The organism is Amycolatopsis sp. NPDC114503 (assembly GCF_055633655.1).
In genome coordinates, this window is record NZ_JBVKDT010000021.1 from 16,762 (window position 1) to 35,539 (window position 18,778).

The following is an 18,778-nucleotide window of genomic DNA, read 5'->3' on the forward strand; positions in this document are numbered from 1 at the left end:
GTATGGCAGGTGCGGACCCGGAGCGAATCGCGCTGCACGTCCTTCGGGCGTGGTGCACGTCCGAAGGACAGCTGCGGGTCCGCATCACGACCACCGCGGACGTGCGCACCGACGCGACGACGTCGGAGGTTCTCACGACCCGCGAACAGGTTCTCGCGTCGGTGGACCGCTGGCTGAGCCGGATCGGCGCCGGCGACGGCGACGTGACGCCGCGGTGACGGAACCAGTGCACGCTCACGACCACGGCCGAGAAAGCCGCGGAGGGAGACGGCCATGCCCATCACGCCCACCTTTCCGGGTGTCTATATCGACGAACTGCCGAGCGCGGTTCGGACCATCACCGGGGTGCCCACCTCGGTCGCGGCTTTCGTCGGCACCGCACCGCGCGGCGTCGCGAACGTGGCGGTGCACATCACGAGCTGGGAGGACTACGAACAGCAATTCGGCGGCCTCGACCCGGCGAGCGACCTCAGCTACGCGGTCTGGCAGTTCTACCAGAACGGCGGCAGCGAAGCGGAAATCGTTCGGGTGTACGGAACTCCGCCCCCGACGTCCACTCCGCCGGCGGGCACGGGTCAGCCGGAGGCCGAGGACACCACGCCGCCCCGCACAGCCCTCGCCGCGACGATCGCCTTGCCGAACGGGCCGACCCTGCACGCGCGCGGAGAGGGGGCCTGGGCCAACGGAACGCTGCTGGCGCGGGTCGACTACAACACCGTCAAGGACGACAATCACCAGCTGTACAACCTGACGATCCGCGATGCGAAGAGCAAGGTCACCGAGCAGTATCTCAACGTCAGCATCGACCAGAATTCCCCGCGCTCGCTGGGGAATGTCATCTCGTCCTCGGGATTGATCGCGTCGGTGGAGCATGCCGGGAACCGGCCGGACGCGCACAGTTCCGCCGGGTTGGAAGAAGGCCAGGACCCGTTCGGCGACGACAAGAAGAACGGCGTCTGGTACACCGCCGCAGACCACGGAGACGACGGTCCGACGCCGAGAGCCGAGGATTTCCTCGGCGATCCGGGACAGCAGAGCGGCATTTACGCGTTGCTCAAGACCGACATCTTCAACATGCTCTGCCTGCCCGGTGCGCCGGGGCTGATCGGCGGCCCGGCGCAGATACTGACCAAGGCGCTCAAGCTGTGCCTGGACCGCCGGGCGATGCTGATCGTGGACCCGGATCCGAAGTGGCTCACGGCGAATGACGCGGCCAGTGCGGTGAAGAACTTCAACTTCGTGCTGAACGACGACAGCGCGCGCAACGCGGCACTGTATTTCCCCCGGGTCAAGCAGTCGGATCCCAAGCAGGAGAACAAGGTTCGCGAGTTCCCTCCGTGCGGGATGATCGCGGGAACGTGGGCGCGCACGGACGTCCAGCGGGGTGTCTGGAAGGCTCCGGCGGGAACCGAGGCGACGTTGAGCGGCATCAGCGGCCTCACCGTGCCGCTGACCGACTTGCAGAACGGCGTGCTCAACCCGCTCGGCGTCAATTGCCTGCGCGGCATGCCTTCGGTGGGGAATGTGATCTGGGGCGCGCGCACTCAACGCGGCGCGGACGTGCTCGCGAGTCAGTGGAAATACCTTCCGGTGCGGCGATTGGCGCTCTTCATCGAGGAAAGCCTTTTCCGCGGCACGCAGTGGGTCGTGTTCGAGCCGAACGACGAACCGCTGTGGTCGTCGATCCGGCTCAACGTCGGCGCGTTCATGAACACCCTGTTCCGGCAAGGCGCGTTCCAAGGCCGTACGCCGAAGGACGCCTATCTCGTGAAATGCGACGCGACGAACAATCCGCAGAACGACATCGACCGCGGCATCGTCAACATCCTGGTCGGGTTCGCCCCGCTGAAGCCCGCCGAGTTCGTGCTCATCCACATCCAGCAGCTCGCCGGCCAGATCCAGGTGTAGCAGGAGGAAGACGTCATGTCCGACAGCAAGACGAAGCGGCGCGATCCGTACAAGAACTTCCGGTTCCGGGTGAAGTTCGCCGGCGGCGACTATCTGCTCGGGGTCAGCAAGATCACCGGATTCAAGCGGAGCACCGAGGTGATCAAGCACCGGTCCGGCGGCGATCCGGCGACCAGCGCGAAACTCCCCGGCCGCACCGAATACGACGCGATCACTCTCGAACGCGGCGTCACCGCGGACAAGGTGTTCGCGCAGTGGGCGAACCGGGTGTGGAGTTTCGCCAACTCCGGGCAGGGACTGGAGACCTCGCTCAAGGACTTCCGCCGCGACCTCATCGTCGACGTCTTCGACGAGGGCGGCCAGAAAGTACTGTCCTATCAGGTCTTCAACTGCTGGGTCTCGGAATGGCAGCCGGTGTCCGATTTGGACTCCAATGCCAACGCGGTCGCCGTGCAGCACATCAAGGTCGAGAACGAGGGGTGGGTCGCCGAGGAGGTTCCGGAGCCGCAGGAGACGTTCTTCGAAGATCCGGCGTGATGTTCACCGAAGCGAACCTTCTCGACGTATGGGAGGTGGCGCACGGTCTGGACGCGGTACAGCGGGCGCTCGCGCTGGCGGTCGCCGGTGGTGCGGAGGCGGCTGAGGTCGGCGATCTCGCGGTGGGCCGGCGGGACGAGTTCCTGCTGGCCCTGCGGGAACGGTGCTTCGGGACCGCGTTTCCGTGCCTGGTGAGCTGTCCTTCGTGCGACGGGGAACTTGAGCTGGAACTGTCGAGCCGGGATCTGCGTCCGTCGCAAGTGGACGCGTCGAGGGTCGTGGCTGTCGACGGGTACGAGGTCGAGTTCCGTGCGGTGACGAGCCGGGATCTGCTGGAAGTCCACAGTAGACGGGCGTTGCTCGAACGGTGTGTGGTTGCCGTACGGGCCGGCGAACTGTCGGACGCGGTGCTCGCCGCGTTGCCGTCCGCGCTTGCCGCGGCTGATCCGCGGGCTGACGTTCGGATTGACCTGGACTGTGCGGTGTGCGGTCATCGGTGGGCTTCGCCCTTCGACATCGCGGGTTATCTGTGGACTGAACTGGAAGCTCGCGCGCGGCGGCTGTTGTATGACGTGCACGCGCTGGCGCTCGCCTATGGCTGGTCGGAGGCGGAAGTGCTGGCGGTGAGCCCCGGGCGGCGCCGACGCTATCTGGAACTCGCGGGGACTGGGGCATGAACGATTTCGTGGACCGGTTGCTGGGCCGGATCGACGCGCCGCCGATCCGGCCGCTCGTGCCGACGTTGTTCGAACCCGTCAGCCCGGTCGGGGCGGAGCCCGATTTGCCGATGGGCACGTTCACCACATCGGACCCGAATCCCTTGGTGACACAGGAAACCGAACGCGTCCGCGAGGTTCCGAGCCTGGGGCGGATTATCCGGGAGACCTTGGCGACGCTTCCGGAGCCAGTCGAGCGCGTCCGCGAGCGCGAAGTGTCGCACACGGAGCGAGTCGAAAGCATCCATGAAACCCGGGTGCCACCACCGGAACCCGTCGAGCGAAGCCGGGAAACCTCGGTGCGGCCGACGCACCTGGTCGAACACTTCCATGAGGTGCCGACTCCGGAGCCAAGCGAACCGGGCGAGGTGGTCCGAGAAAACGTTGTCGAATCTCGGACACACACCGAGCGCGCGACCGTCTTCAACTCGGAGCAGGTCACAGAATCGTTGCTGGAACGCGAAGTGCAGACCCAACACCTGCAGCGAGAGACGGTACCGCAGCCAGTCACCGCGCCGGAGCGAGAAACCGTCCCGGTGCCTCCAGGCCCAGACCGGCCCGCGCGGGTACGGGCGGCTGAACCGGTCCGGGCGCATCCAGTCGCGCGCCCTCGGCCGGAACCGGGACCGCCGCCTCAGCAGCAACTGCAACAGCCTTTGGTGATCCGGCGGCAGAAAGCACCGGCCGAACCGGACGTGCACATCAGCATCGGCCGGGTCGAGGTCGTCGCCCGTCCGGACCCGGCGGCGGCGCCGAAACCGCCGAAACCGCCGAAGGAACGGAAACCGTTGCTGAGCCTGGACGACTACCTCCGGGAGCGGGGATGAGTGACGCCAACGCGATCGAGGCCGTGACCGAGGCGCTGGTCCAGTTGGTCCTCGAAGGCGCGCGCGAGGTCGAGAGCGGCGCGAAGGTCGAAGCGCGGCCGCCGCACGAGACGCCGGGGCCGAGCGGCGATCCGCAGCTGAACCTGTTCCTGTACCAAATCGACATCGACGAGGCGCTGCGCAACGAGGATCCCGTGGGGCTGCGACCCGGCGAGCACGGCGATCCGCAGTTGCCGCTCGTCCTGCACTACCTGCTCACCGCGTACGTCCCGGGCGGCGCGGACACCATCGCGCACCGGATGCTCGGCGGTGCGCTGCGGACGCTGCACGAACACCCGCACCTCAGCCGTGCGCGGCTGAGGCAGGTGCAGTCGCCCAGCGACGTCTCGGAGCAGTCCGAACTGGTTCGGCTCACCTGGCAATCCTTCGAGGAGAAGGACATCTACTCGCTCTGGTCGGCGTTCCAGACCAGCTACCGGCTCACTGTCGCGTTCGAGGCCGGGCCGGTGTTCATCGACAGCCGCCGCCCTCCGCGCACGTCGGTGCCGGTGTTGCGCCGGGGTGCGCAGGACCGGGGGCCGGAAGCGGCTGCCAGCGTCGAATCGCCGTACCCGCAGCTCACCGCCGCCGTGCCGGTCGCGGTCGGCGCCGACGGTCTCGAGCACGAACAGGCGTCGGCCAAGCTCGGCGGGCGCGTCGTTCTGCGGGGCGCGAATCTCGACCAGGCGAACGAGGTCCGGTTGTCGCATCCGCTGCTCCCCGGGCCGGTTTCGATTCCGGTCGTGCCGGGCAGCGCGGCCGAGGTCCGGTTTGAGCTGACGGGGCCGCCGCAGGCGTTTCCGGCTGGTCTGTGGTCGGTGGCGGTGGCGTCCGGCACGACGGCGACGAACGAGGTTTCGCTCGCGGTCGCGCCGGAGATCACCAGCGCGATGCCGATGACCGTGCACCGCGACGGCACCGCCGCGGTGGTCCGGCTGGTCTGCCGTCCTCCGGTGCGGACCGGGCAGCCGGTGCTGCTGGTCCTCGGGTCGCGATCGGTGCTGGAGCGGCGCGCGGTCGCGGCCCAGCCCGAGGACCCGGTGACCGGCGCGGACCTGACCTTCGACGTCCCGGACGCGCCGGTGGGCACGCATCTCGCGCGGCTCCGGATCGGCGGCGTGGACAGTCTGCTGGTCGACCGCACCGGGCCGAAGCCGGTGTTCGACGCCACTCAGACGGTGACGATCTCATGACCTGGGAGGCGGCGAACGGACGCTTCCTCGCCGCGTCGCTGGCGTGGTTGCGGGAGGCGCTGCGACACCCCGGCGAAGAGATCTCGACCGCCGCTGTCGAGGAAGCCGAGGCGATCGACCCGCCGCCCGCGCTGACGGTACTGGCGGCGCGGCTCGGGCTGTCCCGGTTCGAGCGGGACACCTTGCTGCTGTGCGCGGCGGTCGAGCTGGATCCGTCGATCGCCGGGCTTTGCGCCGAGGCACACGGCAACCCGCACCTGGCCTGTCCGACGTTCGGGTTGGCTCTTCGCGTACTGCCGGACCCGGCGTGGGAAGCCGTGTCGCCGCAAGGCGGTCTGCGGTATTGGCAGCTCATCGAGGGTGTCGCCGGGCATGGCGTGGTGTCCGCGCCGCTGCGGGCCGCCGAGCGTGCGGTCAACTATCTGAAGGGGCTCAACACTCTTGACGGCCGGCTGAGTCCGCTGGTCACGCCACTGGCTCTCACCGAGCTGTCGGCTTCGCAGCGAAGGGTGGCCGAGGAAGTCGCCAGTCAGTGGGCGCTCGCTGGTCCGGTTCAGCTCACCGGTGCCGACGAGGCCGCCAAACGACAGGTCACCGCGCACGCGGCGGAGATCTCCGGGCTGGCGGCGTACCGACTTGAAGCGGCCTCGCTGCCTACGCAGCCGGTCGAGCTGGATCTTCTGGCCCGGAGCTGGCAGCGCGAGGCCGCGCTGCTGCCGCTGGCGTTGTACCTCGAAGCCGACGACGCGGACGGTTCCCGGTTTCTCGACCGGATCACCGGGCCTGCGGTGCTGGCCGTGCGGGAAGGCGGGCCGGGGCTCCGGTCGATCGAGGTCGGCCCGCCGACGCCGGCGGAACGGGCGCTGGCGTGGCGGGAAGCGCTCGGGAGCGAGCAGCCGGTGATCGATGCGCTGGCCGCACAGTTCGCGCTCGACCTGCCGGGCATCGCGGCGGTGACCGCGGTCGCCGGAGCCGATCCGGAGAAGGTGTGGCAGGAATGCCGGGTCCGCACCCGGCCGAGGCTGGACGGACGCGCGCAACGGCTCGAATCCGCCGCGGGCTGGGACGATCTCGTGCTGCCGGAACAGTCCCGCCGGTTGCTCGGCGAGATCGCCGACCAGGTGGGCCAGCGCACGACGGTGCACGAGACGTGGGGTTTCGGCGAACGCGGGGCCGGCTTGAGCGTGCTGTTCGCCGGACCGACCGGAACCGGCAAGACGATGGCGGCCGAGGTGCTCGCGAACCGGCTGGCGCTGGACCTGTACCGGATCGATCTGTCCACAGTGGTCAGCAAGTACATCGGGGAGACGGAGAAGAACCTGCGGAAGCTGTTCGACGCCGCCGAGGGCGCGATCCTGTTCTTCGACGAGGCGGAATCGCTGTTCGGCAAACGCGGCGAGGTCCGGGACGCACACGACCGGTACGCCACCATCGAGGTCGACTACCTGTTGCAGCGGATGGAAGCGCACCGCGGACTGGCGATCCTCGCGACCAACATGCGCTCGGCGTTGGACACCGCGTTCATGCGCCGGCTGAGGTTCGTGGTCGAGTTCGCCTTTCCCGGGCCGGTCGAGCGGAAGATCATGTGGCAGAAGGCGTTTCCGACGCGTGCTCCGTGCGAGGGGATCGATTTCGGCCGGTTGGCGCAGCTGCAGACGAGCGGTGCGATGATCCGCAACATCGCGCTCAACGCGGCCTTCCTGGCGGCGGCGGCCGGGTCGCCGATCCGGATGGAGACTGTGCTGGCCGCCGCGCGTACTGAGTTCCGGAAGCTTGAACTTCCGGTGCCGGAACGAGATTTCCGGCGGTGATCTCGATCCGGATCGATCGGCTGGTGCTGACCGGGCTGGCCGAGGAGCCTGGTCGGCTTCGGGACGCGGTGCGGGCGGAGTTGGTTCGTCAGATGGCCGCCGCGCCGCGTCGGGGTTGGCGGGCGTCGCGGCGTCGGGTCGTGGTGGCGGAGTTGTCGGACGGCACGCTCGCGGAGGCGATCGCCCGCGCGATTCACCGCGGCATCCGCGAGGTGGCTGACTGAATGGTGACGGCTCGGTGACGCGGTCCCGGCACGCTTTGAGGCAAGGCGTTCCGCCGTTCGCTGGGGAGGACTACGACGATGACCACCTTTCCGCAGAGCCTGAATCCCGTCCGGGGCGGGTTCGTGCTGGTGGATCCGGACAGCGGGCGGGCGTCGAAGACGATTCCGTTCCAGTACAACCCGGACACGCTCACTCGCACCCTGCAGGTGCAGGGCCTCGGCGGTGAACCGGGCGACCGGCTGGAAGCGTTGCGGCTCAAGGGGCCTTCGCACGAGTCGTACCGGTTCGAGGCCGAGTTCGACGCTACCGCGGCACCTGACAAATTCCCCGACGGATTGTTCCCGGTGCTGTGCGCACTCGAGAAAAGCCTTTCGCCGACGTACGCCCAGCTGCAAAACGAAGATCTGCTGGCTGGACGAGGACAGCTGGAAATCGTGCCGGTCGAGGCACCGCTGACGGTGCTCGTGCTTGGGCCTAAACGTGTGCTACCGGTACGAATCACGGACTTCAGCGTGGCCGAGGAAGCGTTCGACGCCGCGCTCAATCCGATCCGGGCCAAGGTCAGCGTCACCGTCCGGGTGCTCACTGTGGACGATCTCGGCTACCCGCATCCCGGCGATCCGGGAGCGCGCGCCAAGGGCGGAACGCTGTACTTGACGTATCTCCAGCAGAAAGAACGCTTCGCCGATCGCGTCAACAACCCGGTGACCGACGTCGGCGTGCCGACCGTCTAGGAGGTGCTTGATGTTCTCCGCGACCAGTCGTTACTACGGCCTGCCTACCGCGGTGTGCGACCTTCCGGACGGTCGCTCGGTCCGCTTCGTCCAGCGGCGGTTGCTGCCACAGCCTGAGCAGCTCGCGCAGATCGGCGAGCGCGTGGTCAAACCCCGGGACCGGCTCGACCGCATCGCGGGCGACGTGTTCGGCGACGCCGAGCAGTACTGGCGGATCGCCGACGCGAACCGGGCGATGGATCCGGACGCGCTGACTGCGGAGCCGGGCCGCCGGCTGCGGATCACGCTGCCGCCCGGGATTCCGGCGGGAGGGACTGGTGGGTAAGAGCTTTCAGCTGCAGTTGATGGCCGGCCGGGTCCTCGCCGCGCCGGTGCCCCGCGAACTGATCGACGCATTGCAGTCCGTGCAGGTGACCTCGTCCGCGGGCGAGCGCAGCGGGTTCCAGCTGACGTTCGCGGTGAGCCGGAAATCGGTCCTCACCACGGCGTTGCTGCCGTCCGGGCTGCTCGATCCGCCCGCGCGGGTCGTGCTCTCGGCGATCGTCGGCGGCTCGGCGGACGTGCTGATGGACGGCGTGATCACCCGGCACGAGATGAGCCCGGGCGCGGGTCCCGGCGAGTCGCGGCTCACGGTGACCGGCGAGGACCTCACCGCGCTGATGGACCTGCGGTACGAGCGGGAGACTTTTCCCGGGATGCCGCTGCAGGTGCGGGTGCTGAAGATCCTGGCGAAGTACGCGATGTACGGCGTCGTGCCCGCGCCGGCGCCGGTGCTGCTGTGGGAACCGGAGCCGCCGCAGTCGAAAATCGACGGCCAGTCCGGCAGCGATCTCAGCTATCTCCGGGAACTGGCGCGGCAGGCGGGGTATTCGTTCTACCTGATCCCGGGGCCGGTGCCGGGTGCGAGCATCGGGTACTGGGGTCCGGAAATCCGGGCCGGGGTCGTGCAGCCCGCGCTCACCGTCGATTCCGGGACGGCGACCAATGTGGAATCCCTGTCGTTCAGTTTCGACGGAATGTCCGGGAAGCAGTACACGATCCGGATCACCGAGCCCCACACGAAGATCGGCTTCTCCATTCCGGTGCCGGACATCGCGTTGCTGCGGCCGCCGCTGGCCGCTCGTCCCGCGGTGGCCCTGCAGGAGCAGCCGTTGCCAGATCTGGCCGGCCGGTCCACGACGGAGATCTTGTTGCGCGGCCTCAGCAAAACCGCGAAAGCCGCCGACGCGGTGACCGGACAGGGAAAGCTCGACGTGCTCCGGTACGGCCACGTGCTCAAGGCACGCGCGCTGGTCGGGGTGCGCGGCGCGGGGCTCGCGTACGACGGCCTCTACTACGTCAACCGGGTCACCCATGAGATCAAACGCGGCGAGTACAAGCAGAGTTTCGGCCTGGCCAGGGACGGTTTCGTCCCCTTCTCCCAGCAGGTGAGCGCATGACCGAGGAAACGCGGTTCGACGGCACCTACCAGGGCGAGGTGGTGTCCAATGTAGACCCGCTAGGGCTCGACCGGCTGCTCGTGCGGGTCGGCGACGTGCTGGGCGACAACGCGATCTGGGCACGGGCGTGCACCGCGACGCCGGGCATGAACGTGGTGCCGCTGATCGGGTCCGGGGTGTGGGTCGAGTTCCAGGGCGGGGACATCGGCCGCGCGGTGTGGACCGGATTCCGGCGCGACGTGGCCGAGGAAGGGCCGCCGATCGCGTCGAGCATTCCGCCCGGCGTGCCGCAGGTCGTCATCGGGACGCCGCTGACCACGGTCGGCCTGCCTCCGCAGAACTACCTGCTGATCACCCAGCAGCCAGGGCCGACCGGCGGCATCCAGCTGCAGATCATGGGGCCGTCCGGGCCGTACGTGAAGCTGAACGAGACCGGGATCGAACTGTCCTGCGGTCCCGGCCTCGCCTCGATCCGGCTCGCCGGAACGTCGGTCGTCATCAACAACGGCACCTTCGTCGTTCCGAACTAGGGGGTGCGGGCATGCCGGGCTTTGTGCTCCACGTCGGAATGACGATGACCTGTCCGCACGGCGGCGCGGTGACCGCGATCCCGGCCGGACCGCCCGCGGCGCTGGTGAACGGAATGCCCGTGCTCACCACGAAAGACCAGCTGATCGTCGCCGGATGCGCGCTGACTCCGCCGTGCGCGACGGTGCAGTGGACGAACATTTCGTCGCTGCTGGCGGGCGGGACTCCGGTGCTCACGCAACTGCCTCCGGCCGGACAGGGAGGCGGAACCTGTCTCGGATCGCTTTCGCCCGGTCCGCCGATAGTGCTTGTCATGCAACAGTTTGTCACGGGGAGGTGACCACTGTGGACATCGACTTCCCGTTCCACTTCGACCAGCGCGGCCGGGTCGCGGAAACCGGCTACGCCAACCACGTGCTCGACCTGATCGAGCAACTGCTCTTCACGACGCCAGGGGAGCGCGTGATGCGCCCGGACTTCGGCTGCGGGCTGCTGGACCTCGTGTTCGAACCGAACAGCCCGGAGCTGGCGGCGGCGGTGCAGGCGTCGGCGGAGGGAGCGTTGCACCGCTGGCTCGGCGACGTGATCACGGTGCAGCACCTGGAAGTCACCGCTGAGGAAAGCACCTTGCGGATCGAGATCGGCTACGTCCTCCTCGCGACCGGCGAACGGCGCGAGGACGTCATCACCGGGAGGGCGGCATGATCGGCTGTGCGGACGAACGCCGCCGGGCGGATGTGCGCGTCGCGGGCGGCAACGGGATCGACTCGGTGGGCGTGAGCGACGACGGTCGCAGCCTCACGGTGGGATTCTTCGGCAAGGCACCGGAAGAGCTGGTACCGGCGAACTTCCGGATCGACGGCGGTCGGCGCGTGACTGGGATCGCTGTCGTCGCGGTCGAACTGTGGGCGAGCGACGATCCCGACCTTGCCGAAGCGGTGCGGCTGACGGTCGACCGGGCCGGAGATCTGTCGGCCTACCGGTTGTCGATTGTGGAATGCGGTCCGATCGGCAAACCGGGGACGAGGCCGTATCCGGGCTTCGATCCGCGGTACTCCCATGTGGACTTCACGTTCGGCAGCTGCGGCGACGTCGACTGCGCGCCGGTCGAGGAAAGCGTGCCACCGGCCGAAGCCGTGGTCGAGATCGATTACCTCAGCAAGGATTACGCCAGCTTCCGGCAACTCCTGCTGGACCGGTTGAAGCTGACGATGCCGTCCTGGACCGAACGACACGTCCCCGACATCGGCATCATGCTCACGGAACTGCTCGCCTACGAAGGCGACCGGCTGAGCTATCAGCAAGACGCCGTGGCGACCGAGGCGTATCTGGACACCGCAAGGCTGCGTGTTTCCGTGCGGCGGCACGCCCGGCTGGTCGACTACCCGATGCACGACGGATGTTCCGCGCGGGCTTGGGTGTGTATCGAAGCGGACGAGGAGGTCTCGCTCCCGAAGGGGACTTTCCGGTTTAGCACGCTGCCCGGCACCTCCTTGAGGGAAAGCGATCTTCGCGGTGCATCGGAGGTATTCGAGCCGGTCCACGACGAAGAGGTTCGGCTGATCCCCGCGCGCAACCGGATCAGCCTCTGGACGTGGGGCGACCACGACTGCTGCCTGCCCGCCGGGGCGACTTCGGCGACCCTTGTGGACAGTGACCGGGCGCTGTGTCTCGCTTCCGGGGACGTGCTGCTCTTCGAGGAACTGATCGGCGTGCCGTCCGGTCTTCCGGCCGACGCTGACCACACGCACCGGCAGGCAGTCCGGTTGACGTCGGTGAGCGAGACGGAAGACGAGCTGTACCAGCAAAAGCTGCTGGAGGTGACGTGGGCTCGCGAAGATGCGCTCACCTACCCCTTGTGCGTCAACGCTCGCGGCGGACCCGAATGTGTCGACCTTGAGGTCGGCGTCGCCCGCGGCAACGTGGTGCTGGTTGAGCACGGCAAGCGGATCGACCCGGAGTGCCACTGCGTTCCCGACCCCGCGCCGGAGGAACCGCAGTGTCCGCGCGACTGTGACTGCGGTTGCGGCGAGGCTGAACCCAAACCTGCTTACCCGCCATTGCCGGTGGTTGTTCAGCCGCAGCTGCGACATCAGCCGGTCACGCAGAGCGTTCCGTTCCCGGATCCCGCCGACGTCGCGGCCGCGCAGGCGCGATGGCTGGTCGGCCTCCCCAGCCGGATCCGCGCGAGGCTGATCAAGCTGTGGCGGAGCGAACTGTCCGAAGAGGACATTAAGTTCGTCACCGTGCTTTTCGGGGCCAAGCTCGTCAAGAAGCTGCACCTCCGCGAGCATCCGCGACGGGCGCTGCGGTACTTGCTGGCGTGTTTCGACGACTTGCTGGAAACCAAACTGGAACGGTTGAAAGACCTCATCCGCCAGGCGCGTGCTGGATACGTGCTTACGGCGAAGAACGAGGGCTGGGAGATCGGTCAGAGCTGGGGTGCGGACGAAGGCGCGAAGCTCGACGAGCACCGTGCGGCCTTCCGTGGTCCGGCAAGTCTCGCCGCGCAACCGGATCCGCGCGCGGCGCTGCCCGCGGTGACGGTCACTGACCGAAATCATGGCATTTGGCTGCCACAGCGGGATTTGCTCGACAGCGGACCGGCGGACCGGCACTTCGTCGGCGAGGTCACTGATACCGGTGCGACCGTGCTGCGGTTCGGCGACGGCCGCAATGGCGCGAAGTTTCCCTTAGGCGGCGAGCTAACCGCGTCACTGCGCGTGGGAACCGGTCTGGCCGGGAACGTCGGCCGCGAAGCCATCAGCAGCATCATCTTCGACCGCACTGACGTACCCGGCATCCGAAACGTGCGGAATCCTTTGCCTGCTAAGGGCGGGGTGGATCCCGAGCCGGTGCCCGAGGTCCGCCGGCGTGCTCCGCAGGAGGTCCGTCGTCGTCTGCTGCGCGCCATCACGGCCGACGACTACGCGACGCTGGCCGGCGCCTCGCCGAGCGTCCAACGGGCGGCGGGCGACCTGCGGTGGACAGGCAGCTGGTACGAGGCACAGGTCGCGATCGATCCGCTCGGCACGGAGGTCGCGCCGAGCTGGCTGCTCGACGAAACCCGCGCCGGGCTGTACCGCTACCGCCGGATCGGCCACGACCTTTCGGTCTTCACCGCGGCCCTCGTCCCGCTCGACCTCACGGTGCACGTCGAGGTGCTGCCGGACCACATCGCCGGACACGTGCGGACGGCTCTGCGGCGGGCTCTCGGCGCGTTCTTCCAGCCGGATCGCCTCACCTTCGGCACGCCGATCCGGGTCGGCCGGCTCGTCGCGGCCGCGGCGGCGGTACCCGGGGTCCGGCACGCCGAGGTGACCCGGCTGGAGCGGCTGTTCGGCCCGCCCGGCACCGCACTCGCCACCGGCGTCCTGCCGATCGGGCCGCTCGAGGTGGCGCAGCTGGACGACGACCCGAGCCGTCCCGAGAACGGGCAGCTCACCCTCGACCTGGCAGGCGGACGATGAACGGCGCGCGAACCACCCCGGCGACGACCTACCAGCGCCCCGGCCTGCCCGCGCTGTCGCGGCGGATCGGCACCTACGCGCGGTTCCGCCAGTCGATGCTGGCCCGGCTGGCGAGCCGGGCGGCGCTGGCCCCGCTCACCACGCGCGACCCGGACGACCCGGCGATCGCGCTGCTGGACTGCTGGGCCGTCGTCGGCGACGTGCTGACCTTCTACCAGGAGCGGATCGCCAACGAGGGCTACCTGCGGACCGCCGCCGAACCCGAATCGCTCAACCACCTCGGCGCTCTCGTCGGCTACACGCCGCGACCCGCGCTGGCGGCGACCACGTATCTCGCGTACACGCTGGATCCCGGCGCGCGGACGGTGATTCCGGCGGGCACCGCAGCGAAGAGCGTGCCCGCGCAGAACCAGCTGCCGCAGACGTTCGAGACCACGACGGAACTCCAAGCCCGCGAGGAGTGGAACGCGCTCCAGGTCGCCACTGCCGACCCGGTGGACATCACCGACAAGAGCGCCCGCGACATCCCCAGGATCGGGGTACAAGGCACCACCGCGGCGCTCAAGCCGGGGGACCGGTTGCTCCTGCTGTTCGGCACGTTCCCGCCGAGGATCCGCGTGGTCGCCGAAGCGGCTGCGGACTTCCAGGCCAATCGGACGACCGTAAAGCTGGTCACCTCGGGTCTCGACGACCTGAACCAGGCGATCGCCGACCTGCTCAAGGCGATCGGAACCGCACTGGACCTCCGGCCCGCGTCGTCGCCCTGGAGCGACCACACGGTAAAGGCGTTGACCGCCACCCAGACCTATCTGGCCAGTCTCGGCACCTCGGCCACGGTGACCTATGTCCTTGCTCGCACGGCCTACCAGGCGAGCACCGAGCTGGCGGAGCAGGCCGCGCTCGCCCGGGCGCACGCGAGCTGTGCGATCCAGGACTGGTTCCGCGATTTCGTCGGGCCGGTTTCGGACGCGACGGACGTGCTGCTGAAGCTCTGTACCGCGGCTTTGCGCGAAAGCCATCCGGAGCTGCGCTACCTGGGCAACTTCGCCAGGGCACTGTTCTGCTCGTCGCCGGGATACCGCTTCGAGGGATGCGGAAGCAGCTATGGCACTGATTGCGACCGAGGGGCGGCGTTGGTCGGGCTCACCCCGGTGCTGCCGTGGCTGCGTCGAGAGCCGTCCCGTCCGCCGCGCAAGGCGGTCGATCTTCCGTCCACAGTGGATCAGCTGTTCCACGCCGGTTCGGACGTGCACCCGAAGCTGCTCATCGAGGCCGACCCCCGGCTGGGGCAGAACCTGCACCACGCCTGGGCGAACGAGCAGATCGCGCCGCCGCCCGCGCTGTCCGGCCTCCAGGTGATGCGGACCAGAGCGGTCGCGATCGCTCGCCCGGCCGGCGCGCAGGCGGACCCGGCGGGCACCACGAAGGTGTGGCTGGACGCGGTGTACGACGGCATCGCGGGCGGCAGCTGGGTCGTGCTGGAATCGCCGGACGGTCAGCAGTCCGCCGCGCAAGTGACATTGGTGGAGCTGGCCAGCGTGGACGTGATTGTTCCGGGAAAGTCCGAGCCGGTCGGGAAGAAGCAGGTCACCAAGATCACGGTGAACCAGGTCGTTTCGCCGGTTCCGGCGGCGGGCACGGTCGTCTGGGCGCGCGGCGAAACGCTCACCGCGGTTGGCGACCCGATCACTAAGGACGTCGAAGGCACCGAGATCGAGCTGTCGCGGGTCTACGACGGGCTGCGGCCGGGACGGTGGCTGGTGGTGTCCGGCGAACGCACCGACGTGCCGCACACCAGCGGGGTCCAGGCCGCCGAGGTGACGATGGCCGCCGGGATCCGGCAGCGAGTCGAACCGACCCGCTACGGCAGCCGGGTCCGCACGTTCCTGTCGCTGGCCACGGAGTTGTCCTACCGCTACCGCCGGGACACCGTGACTGTCTACGGCAACGTCGTGGAGGCGGACCAGGGCGAGACCCGCACCGAGGTGCTGGGCAGCGGAGACCCGGGCGTCGCGAATCAGATTTTCCAGCTGCGCCAGGCCAATGCGGGCAACCCGCTCACGTTCCGGCCGTCCGCCAACGCTTCCGGCGCGGAGAGCACCCTCATCGCTCGCGTGGCTGGCGTGCGCTGGCACGAAACCGACGGACTGGTGTGGTCCGGGCCGACGAGTCACGACTACGAGGTCTCCGTCGGCGCGGGCGGCACCCGCTCGCTTCGGTTCGGCGACGGTGTCCATGGAGCGCGCATTCCCGCGGGGGTGGAGAACGTGACGGCGGCTTACCGGATCGGCGCGGGCCACGACGGGAATGTCGCGGCCGGGCAGATCAGCCAGGCTACCGGCCGGCCGCCGGGCGTGCGCGCGGTGACCAACCCGCTGGCGTCCGGCGGGGGAGCGGACGGCGACGGACCGGCCGACGCCCGGGCGTCGATTCCGCTGCGGATGCTCGCGCTCGACCGGCTGGTGTCGGTCCGCGACTACGAGGACTTCACGCGGGCGCGGGCCGGGATCGGGAAAGCCAAGGCAGTCAAGCTGTCTGACGGCGGACGGCGGGTCGTGCACGTGACGGTCGCGGCGACCGGTGACGCGCGGATCGACTCGTCCTCCGGCTCGGTGGTCGCGTTGGAAGCGGCGCTGGCCGGCTTCGGCGATCGCGGTGTCGAGGTGCGAGTCGCGGTGCGGGAACGAGTGCTGCTCGTGCTGCGCGCCGGGATCAAGGTGCTGCCGGACTACTCGTGGGAGCTGGTGGAATCCGCGGTGCGCGCCGCGTTGCTGGACAAGTTTTCCTTTGCGCGCAGGGAACTCGGCGAACCTGCGTTCCTCAGCGAGGCGTTCGCCGCGATCCAGGCCGTGCCGGGTGTCGACTACGCCGCGATCACTGTGTTCGACGGCATCGGCGGCGACGTCACGCCGATCGAGCTGGCCACGGTCGCGGACCGGCTCACCGAGGCGAAGCCGTGCGTCGGGGCGTCCGGGGCGCGGTTCGAGGAGGTTTTCGACGAGGTGGGCTTCGTGGATTCGTTCGGTGCGGACACCTTGACGACCATCGCGCTCCGGCACGGGCTGACGGTGGACGAACTGGTCCGGTTGAACCCGGGGCTGGATTCGACGGAGCTTGAGGCGGGACAGAAGTTGGCTGTGTACCGCGGAATCCGGCCCGCGCGGCTCGCCGTGCTCCCGGCCGGGGTTCCGGAGGCGTTGATGGTGGTGAGGATTCCGTGACTCGCAATCCGGACCGGCTCTACGAGCTGATGCCGTCGGTCTACCGGCGGCACGACGAGGAAAATGCGGGGCCGCTGAAGGCATTGCTCGGCGTGATCACCGAACAGGCCGACCTGATCGGCGCAGACCTGGACGCGCAGTACGCGGACTGGTTCATCGAGACCTGTCAGGACTGGGTTGCGCCGTACCTCGGCGATCTCGTCGGGTACCAGATCCTGCCGGGCGCCGACGAAACGCTCGCGACGGGATCGGCGGCGGCCCGGCGGCTGTTGTCGGCTCTCGCGCCTCGCCGCGATGTCGCGCACACCGTCGGAAACCGGCGGCGCAAAGGGACCTTGGCGTTGCTGGAACAGCTCGCTGCGGATGTCGCGGAGTGGCCGGCGCGGGCGGTCGAATTCCGTCAGCTGCTGGCGGTTTCGCAAGCCATCCGGCTGCACGGCCGAGACCCGCGAGCCGACCGGAGGAGGCTGACCAGGGGAGCACTGGCCGACCTTCACGGAGCCGACGCGCTCGACCGGCTCGACGGGCCGTTCGACGAGTTGGCGCATTCGACCGACGTCCGGCGGATCACGTCGCACCGGGGGACCGGCCGCTATGGCATCCCGGAGATCGGTCTGTACGTGTGGCGGCTGAAGCCGTATTCGATCACGCGCGGGCCCGCGTATTGCGAGGACCGGGCGCGGACCCGGTTCACGTTCAGCATCCTCGGCAACGACACTCCGTTGATCGTTTCTCCGGTGCGGGAGCCGTCGCCGAATCACATCGCCGACGAGACGAACGTGCCGGTTTTCATTCGACGGCAAGCTTTTGCCGAGCGTCCGGCGGTCTACTATGGACCCGAGAAGAGCCTGTGCGTCTACCTCAGCGACGGGAATCCGATCCCGCTGGCCGACATCGTGCCCGCGGATCTGTCCGGCTGGCGTTACCGGCCCGCGCACGGGAAGGTCGCGCTCGACCCGGTGCTCGGCCGGATCGCCTTCCCCGCCCGGCAGGCGCCGGAATCCGGGGTGTGGGTCGACTACCACTACGGGTTTTCCGGCGACCTCGGCGCTGGTGAGTATCCGCGCGAGACGGACGCAGTGAAGCCCGTCTATCGCGTCGGTCCTGGGCACCACGAATTCGTCATGGAAGCCGTCGAGGAGTGGCAGCGGGCGAAGGAAACCAATCCGAAGGCGCGCAAGGCGGTCATCGAGTTCACCGACAGCGGGGCGTATCAGGAACAAATCAAGCTGGTGGTCGACCGCGGCGATTGCCTGACCCTGCGGGCGGCCGACGGGAAACGTCCGGTGCTGCGCCTGCTCGACTGGACCAGCAACCGTCCGGACGCGCTGCGGATCATCGGGAGCGACCGCGGCGCGAAAGACGATCCGCTGCCCAAGGTCGTCTTCGACGGGCTCCTGATCACAGGGCGCAGCGTCCAGGTGCACGGTCCGGTCGGGCAGTTCGCCTTGCGGCACTGCACTTTGGTGCCGGGGTGGTCGCTCGACACGCGATGCTGTCCGGAACACGAGGAAGAGGCGAGTGTCGAACTCACTGACACGTCAGCGTGTCTCCGCGTGGAACACAGCATCCTCGGCACGATCCTCGTCACCGCCGACGAAGTGCACCGCGAACCCAACCAGATCCGGCTCAGCGACAGCATTCTCGATGCCGCCGGACCCGGCCTCGCCGCGTTGAGCGGCTCGGACGACGGCTGTGCGCACGCGGTGGTCGACATTCGCCGGTGCACGGTGTTGGGTTCCGTCTTCGCCCATGCCGCCGGATTGCTCGAAAACTCCATTATGGACGGTCGGGTGCGGATCGCCCGGCGTCAAGCCGGCTGCGTGCGGTTCTGCTGGCTGCCGGAGAATTCGCGCACCCCGCCCCGATTCCATTGCGAGCCGGAGCATTCCGGCGATCCGGTCCGCGTCGTCCCCCAGTTCACCTCCGTCCGCTACGGCACCCCGGGCTACGCGCAACTCGCGCGGTCCGGGCCGGAAGAAATCAGCCGCGGCGCGGAGGACGGTTCGGAAATGGGGGTCTTCCACGACCTTTTCCATCCGCAACGCGAGGACAGTCTCCGGCTGCGGCTCGCCGAGTACACCCCGGCCGGCACGGACGCCGGCATCCTGTTCGCCACTTAGGAGACCG

Annotated in this window: 17 protein-coding genes; all 17 read left to right on the forward strand. The window is 68.7% G+C overall.

Annotated features, from left to right (window positions below; genetic code table 11):
- Positions 1 to 2 precede the first annotated feature (2 nt).
- Complete coding sequence (locus ACZ7OI_RS46310) at positions 3 to 218, forward strand: hypothetical protein (RefSeq protein ID WP_470270480.1); 216 nt, start codon at positions 3 to 5, stop codon at positions 216 to 218.
- A gap of 55 nt (positions 219 to 273) precedes the next feature.
- Positions 274 to 1,908, forward strand: a complete 1,635-nt coding sequence (locus ACZ7OI_RS46315) for a phage tail sheath family protein (protein ID WP_470270481.1) — start codon at positions 274 to 276, stop codon at positions 1,906 to 1,908.
- A gap of 15 nt (positions 1,909 to 1,923) precedes the next feature.
- Positions 1,924 to 2,445 (forward strand): phage tail protein, encoded by a 522-nt coding sequence (locus tag ACZ7OI_RS46320; RefSeq protein WP_470270482.1) that lies wholly within the window; start codon positions 1,924 to 1,926, stop codon positions 2,443 to 2,445.
- On the forward strand, positions 2,442 to 3,122 hold the full coding sequence (locus ACZ7OI_RS46325) for a hypothetical protein (protein WP_470270483.1): 681 nt from the start codon (positions 2,442 to 2,444) through the stop codon (positions 3,120 to 3,122). Before ACZ7OI_RS46320 ends, ACZ7OI_RS46325 begins: the two co-directional genes overlap by 4 nt.
- Entirely contained in the window at positions 3,119 to 3,988 is an 870-nt protein-coding gene (locus tag ACZ7OI_RS46330; protein ID WP_470270484.1) for a hypothetical protein, read from the forward strand. The genes ACZ7OI_RS46325 and ACZ7OI_RS46330 overlap by 4 nt, the downstream gene beginning before the upstream one ends.
- Positions 3,985 to 5,220 (forward strand): Pvc16 family protein, encoded by a 1,236-nt coding sequence (locus tag ACZ7OI_RS46335; RefSeq protein WP_470270485.1) that lies wholly within the window; start codon positions 3,985 to 3,987, stop codon positions 5,218 to 5,220. Before ACZ7OI_RS46330 ends, ACZ7OI_RS46335 begins: the two co-directional genes overlap by 4 nt.
- Complete coding sequence (locus tag ACZ7OI_RS46340) at positions 5,217 to 7,031, forward strand: ATP-binding protein (RefSeq protein ID WP_470270486.1); 1,815 nt, start codon at positions 5,217 to 5,219, stop codon at positions 7,029 to 7,031. Before ACZ7OI_RS46335 ends, ACZ7OI_RS46340 begins: the two co-directional genes overlap by 4 nt.
- Complete coding sequence (locus ACZ7OI_RS46345) at positions 7,028 to 7,255, forward strand: hypothetical protein (protein WP_470270487.1); 228 nt, start codon at positions 7,028 to 7,030, stop codon at positions 7,253 to 7,255. Before ACZ7OI_RS46340 ends, ACZ7OI_RS46345 begins: the two co-directional genes overlap by 4 nt.
- 78 nt (positions 7,256 to 7,333) lie before the next feature.
- The gene (locus tag ACZ7OI_RS46350) at positions 7,334 to 7,990 is read left to right on the forward strand and encodes a hypothetical protein (protein WP_470270488.1); all 657 of its coding nucleotides are present in this window, start codon (positions 7,334 to 7,336) and stop codon (positions 7,988 to 7,990) included.
- A gap of 10 nt (positions 7,991 to 8,000) precedes the next feature.
- Positions 8,001 to 8,315 (forward strand): LysM peptidoglycan-binding domain-containing protein, encoded by a 315-nt coding sequence (locus ACZ7OI_RS46355; RefSeq protein WP_470270489.1) that lies wholly within the window; start codon positions 8,001 to 8,003, stop codon positions 8,313 to 8,315.
- Positions 8,308 to 9,429, forward strand: coding sequence for a hypothetical protein (locus ACZ7OI_RS46360; RefSeq protein ID WP_470270490.1), 1,122 nt, complete (start codon positions 8,308 to 8,310; stop codon positions 9,427 to 9,429). Before ACZ7OI_RS46355 ends, ACZ7OI_RS46360 begins: the two co-directional genes overlap by 8 nt.
- On the forward strand, positions 9,426 to 9,959 hold the full coding sequence (locus ACZ7OI_RS46365) for a phage baseplate assembly protein V (RefSeq protein ID WP_470270491.1): 534 nt from the start codon (positions 9,426 to 9,428) through the stop codon (positions 9,957 to 9,959). The genes ACZ7OI_RS46360 and ACZ7OI_RS46365 overlap by 4 nt, the downstream gene beginning before the upstream one ends.
- 11 nt (positions 9,960 to 9,970) lie before the next feature.
- Positions 9,971 to 10,297 (forward strand): hypothetical protein, encoded by a 327-nt coding sequence (locus tag ACZ7OI_RS46370; RefSeq protein WP_470270492.1) that lies wholly within the window; start codon positions 9,971 to 9,973, stop codon positions 10,295 to 10,297.
- 5 nt (positions 10,298 to 10,302) lie between these two features.
- Positions 10,303 to 10,662 carry a GPW/gp25 family protein gene (locus tag ACZ7OI_RS46375; protein WP_470270493.1) on the forward strand — a complete coding sequence of 120 codons (360 nt, stop codon included), beginning with the start codon at positions 10,303 to 10,305 and terminating at the stop codon, positions 10,660 to 10,662.
- Entirely contained in the window at positions 10,659 to 13,427 is a 2,769-nt protein-coding gene (locus tag ACZ7OI_RS46380; protein ID WP_470270494.1) for a putative baseplate assembly protein, read from the forward strand. Before ACZ7OI_RS46375 ends, ACZ7OI_RS46380 begins: the two co-directional genes overlap by 4 nt.
- Positions 13,424 to 16,648: a putative baseplate assembly protein gene (locus ACZ7OI_RS46385; protein WP_470270495.1), complete on the forward strand. Its 3,225-nt coding sequence runs from the start codon at positions 13,424 to 13,426 to the stop codon at positions 16,646 to 16,648. Before ACZ7OI_RS46380 ends, ACZ7OI_RS46385 begins: the two co-directional genes overlap by 4 nt.
- Positions 16,645 to 18,771, forward strand: a complete 2,127-nt coding sequence (locus ACZ7OI_RS46390) for a hypothetical protein (protein ID WP_470270496.1) — start codon at positions 16,645 to 16,647, stop codon at positions 18,769 to 18,771. Before ACZ7OI_RS46385 ends, ACZ7OI_RS46390 begins: the two co-directional genes overlap by 4 nt.
- Positions 18,772 to 18,778: the final 7 nt, after the last annotated feature.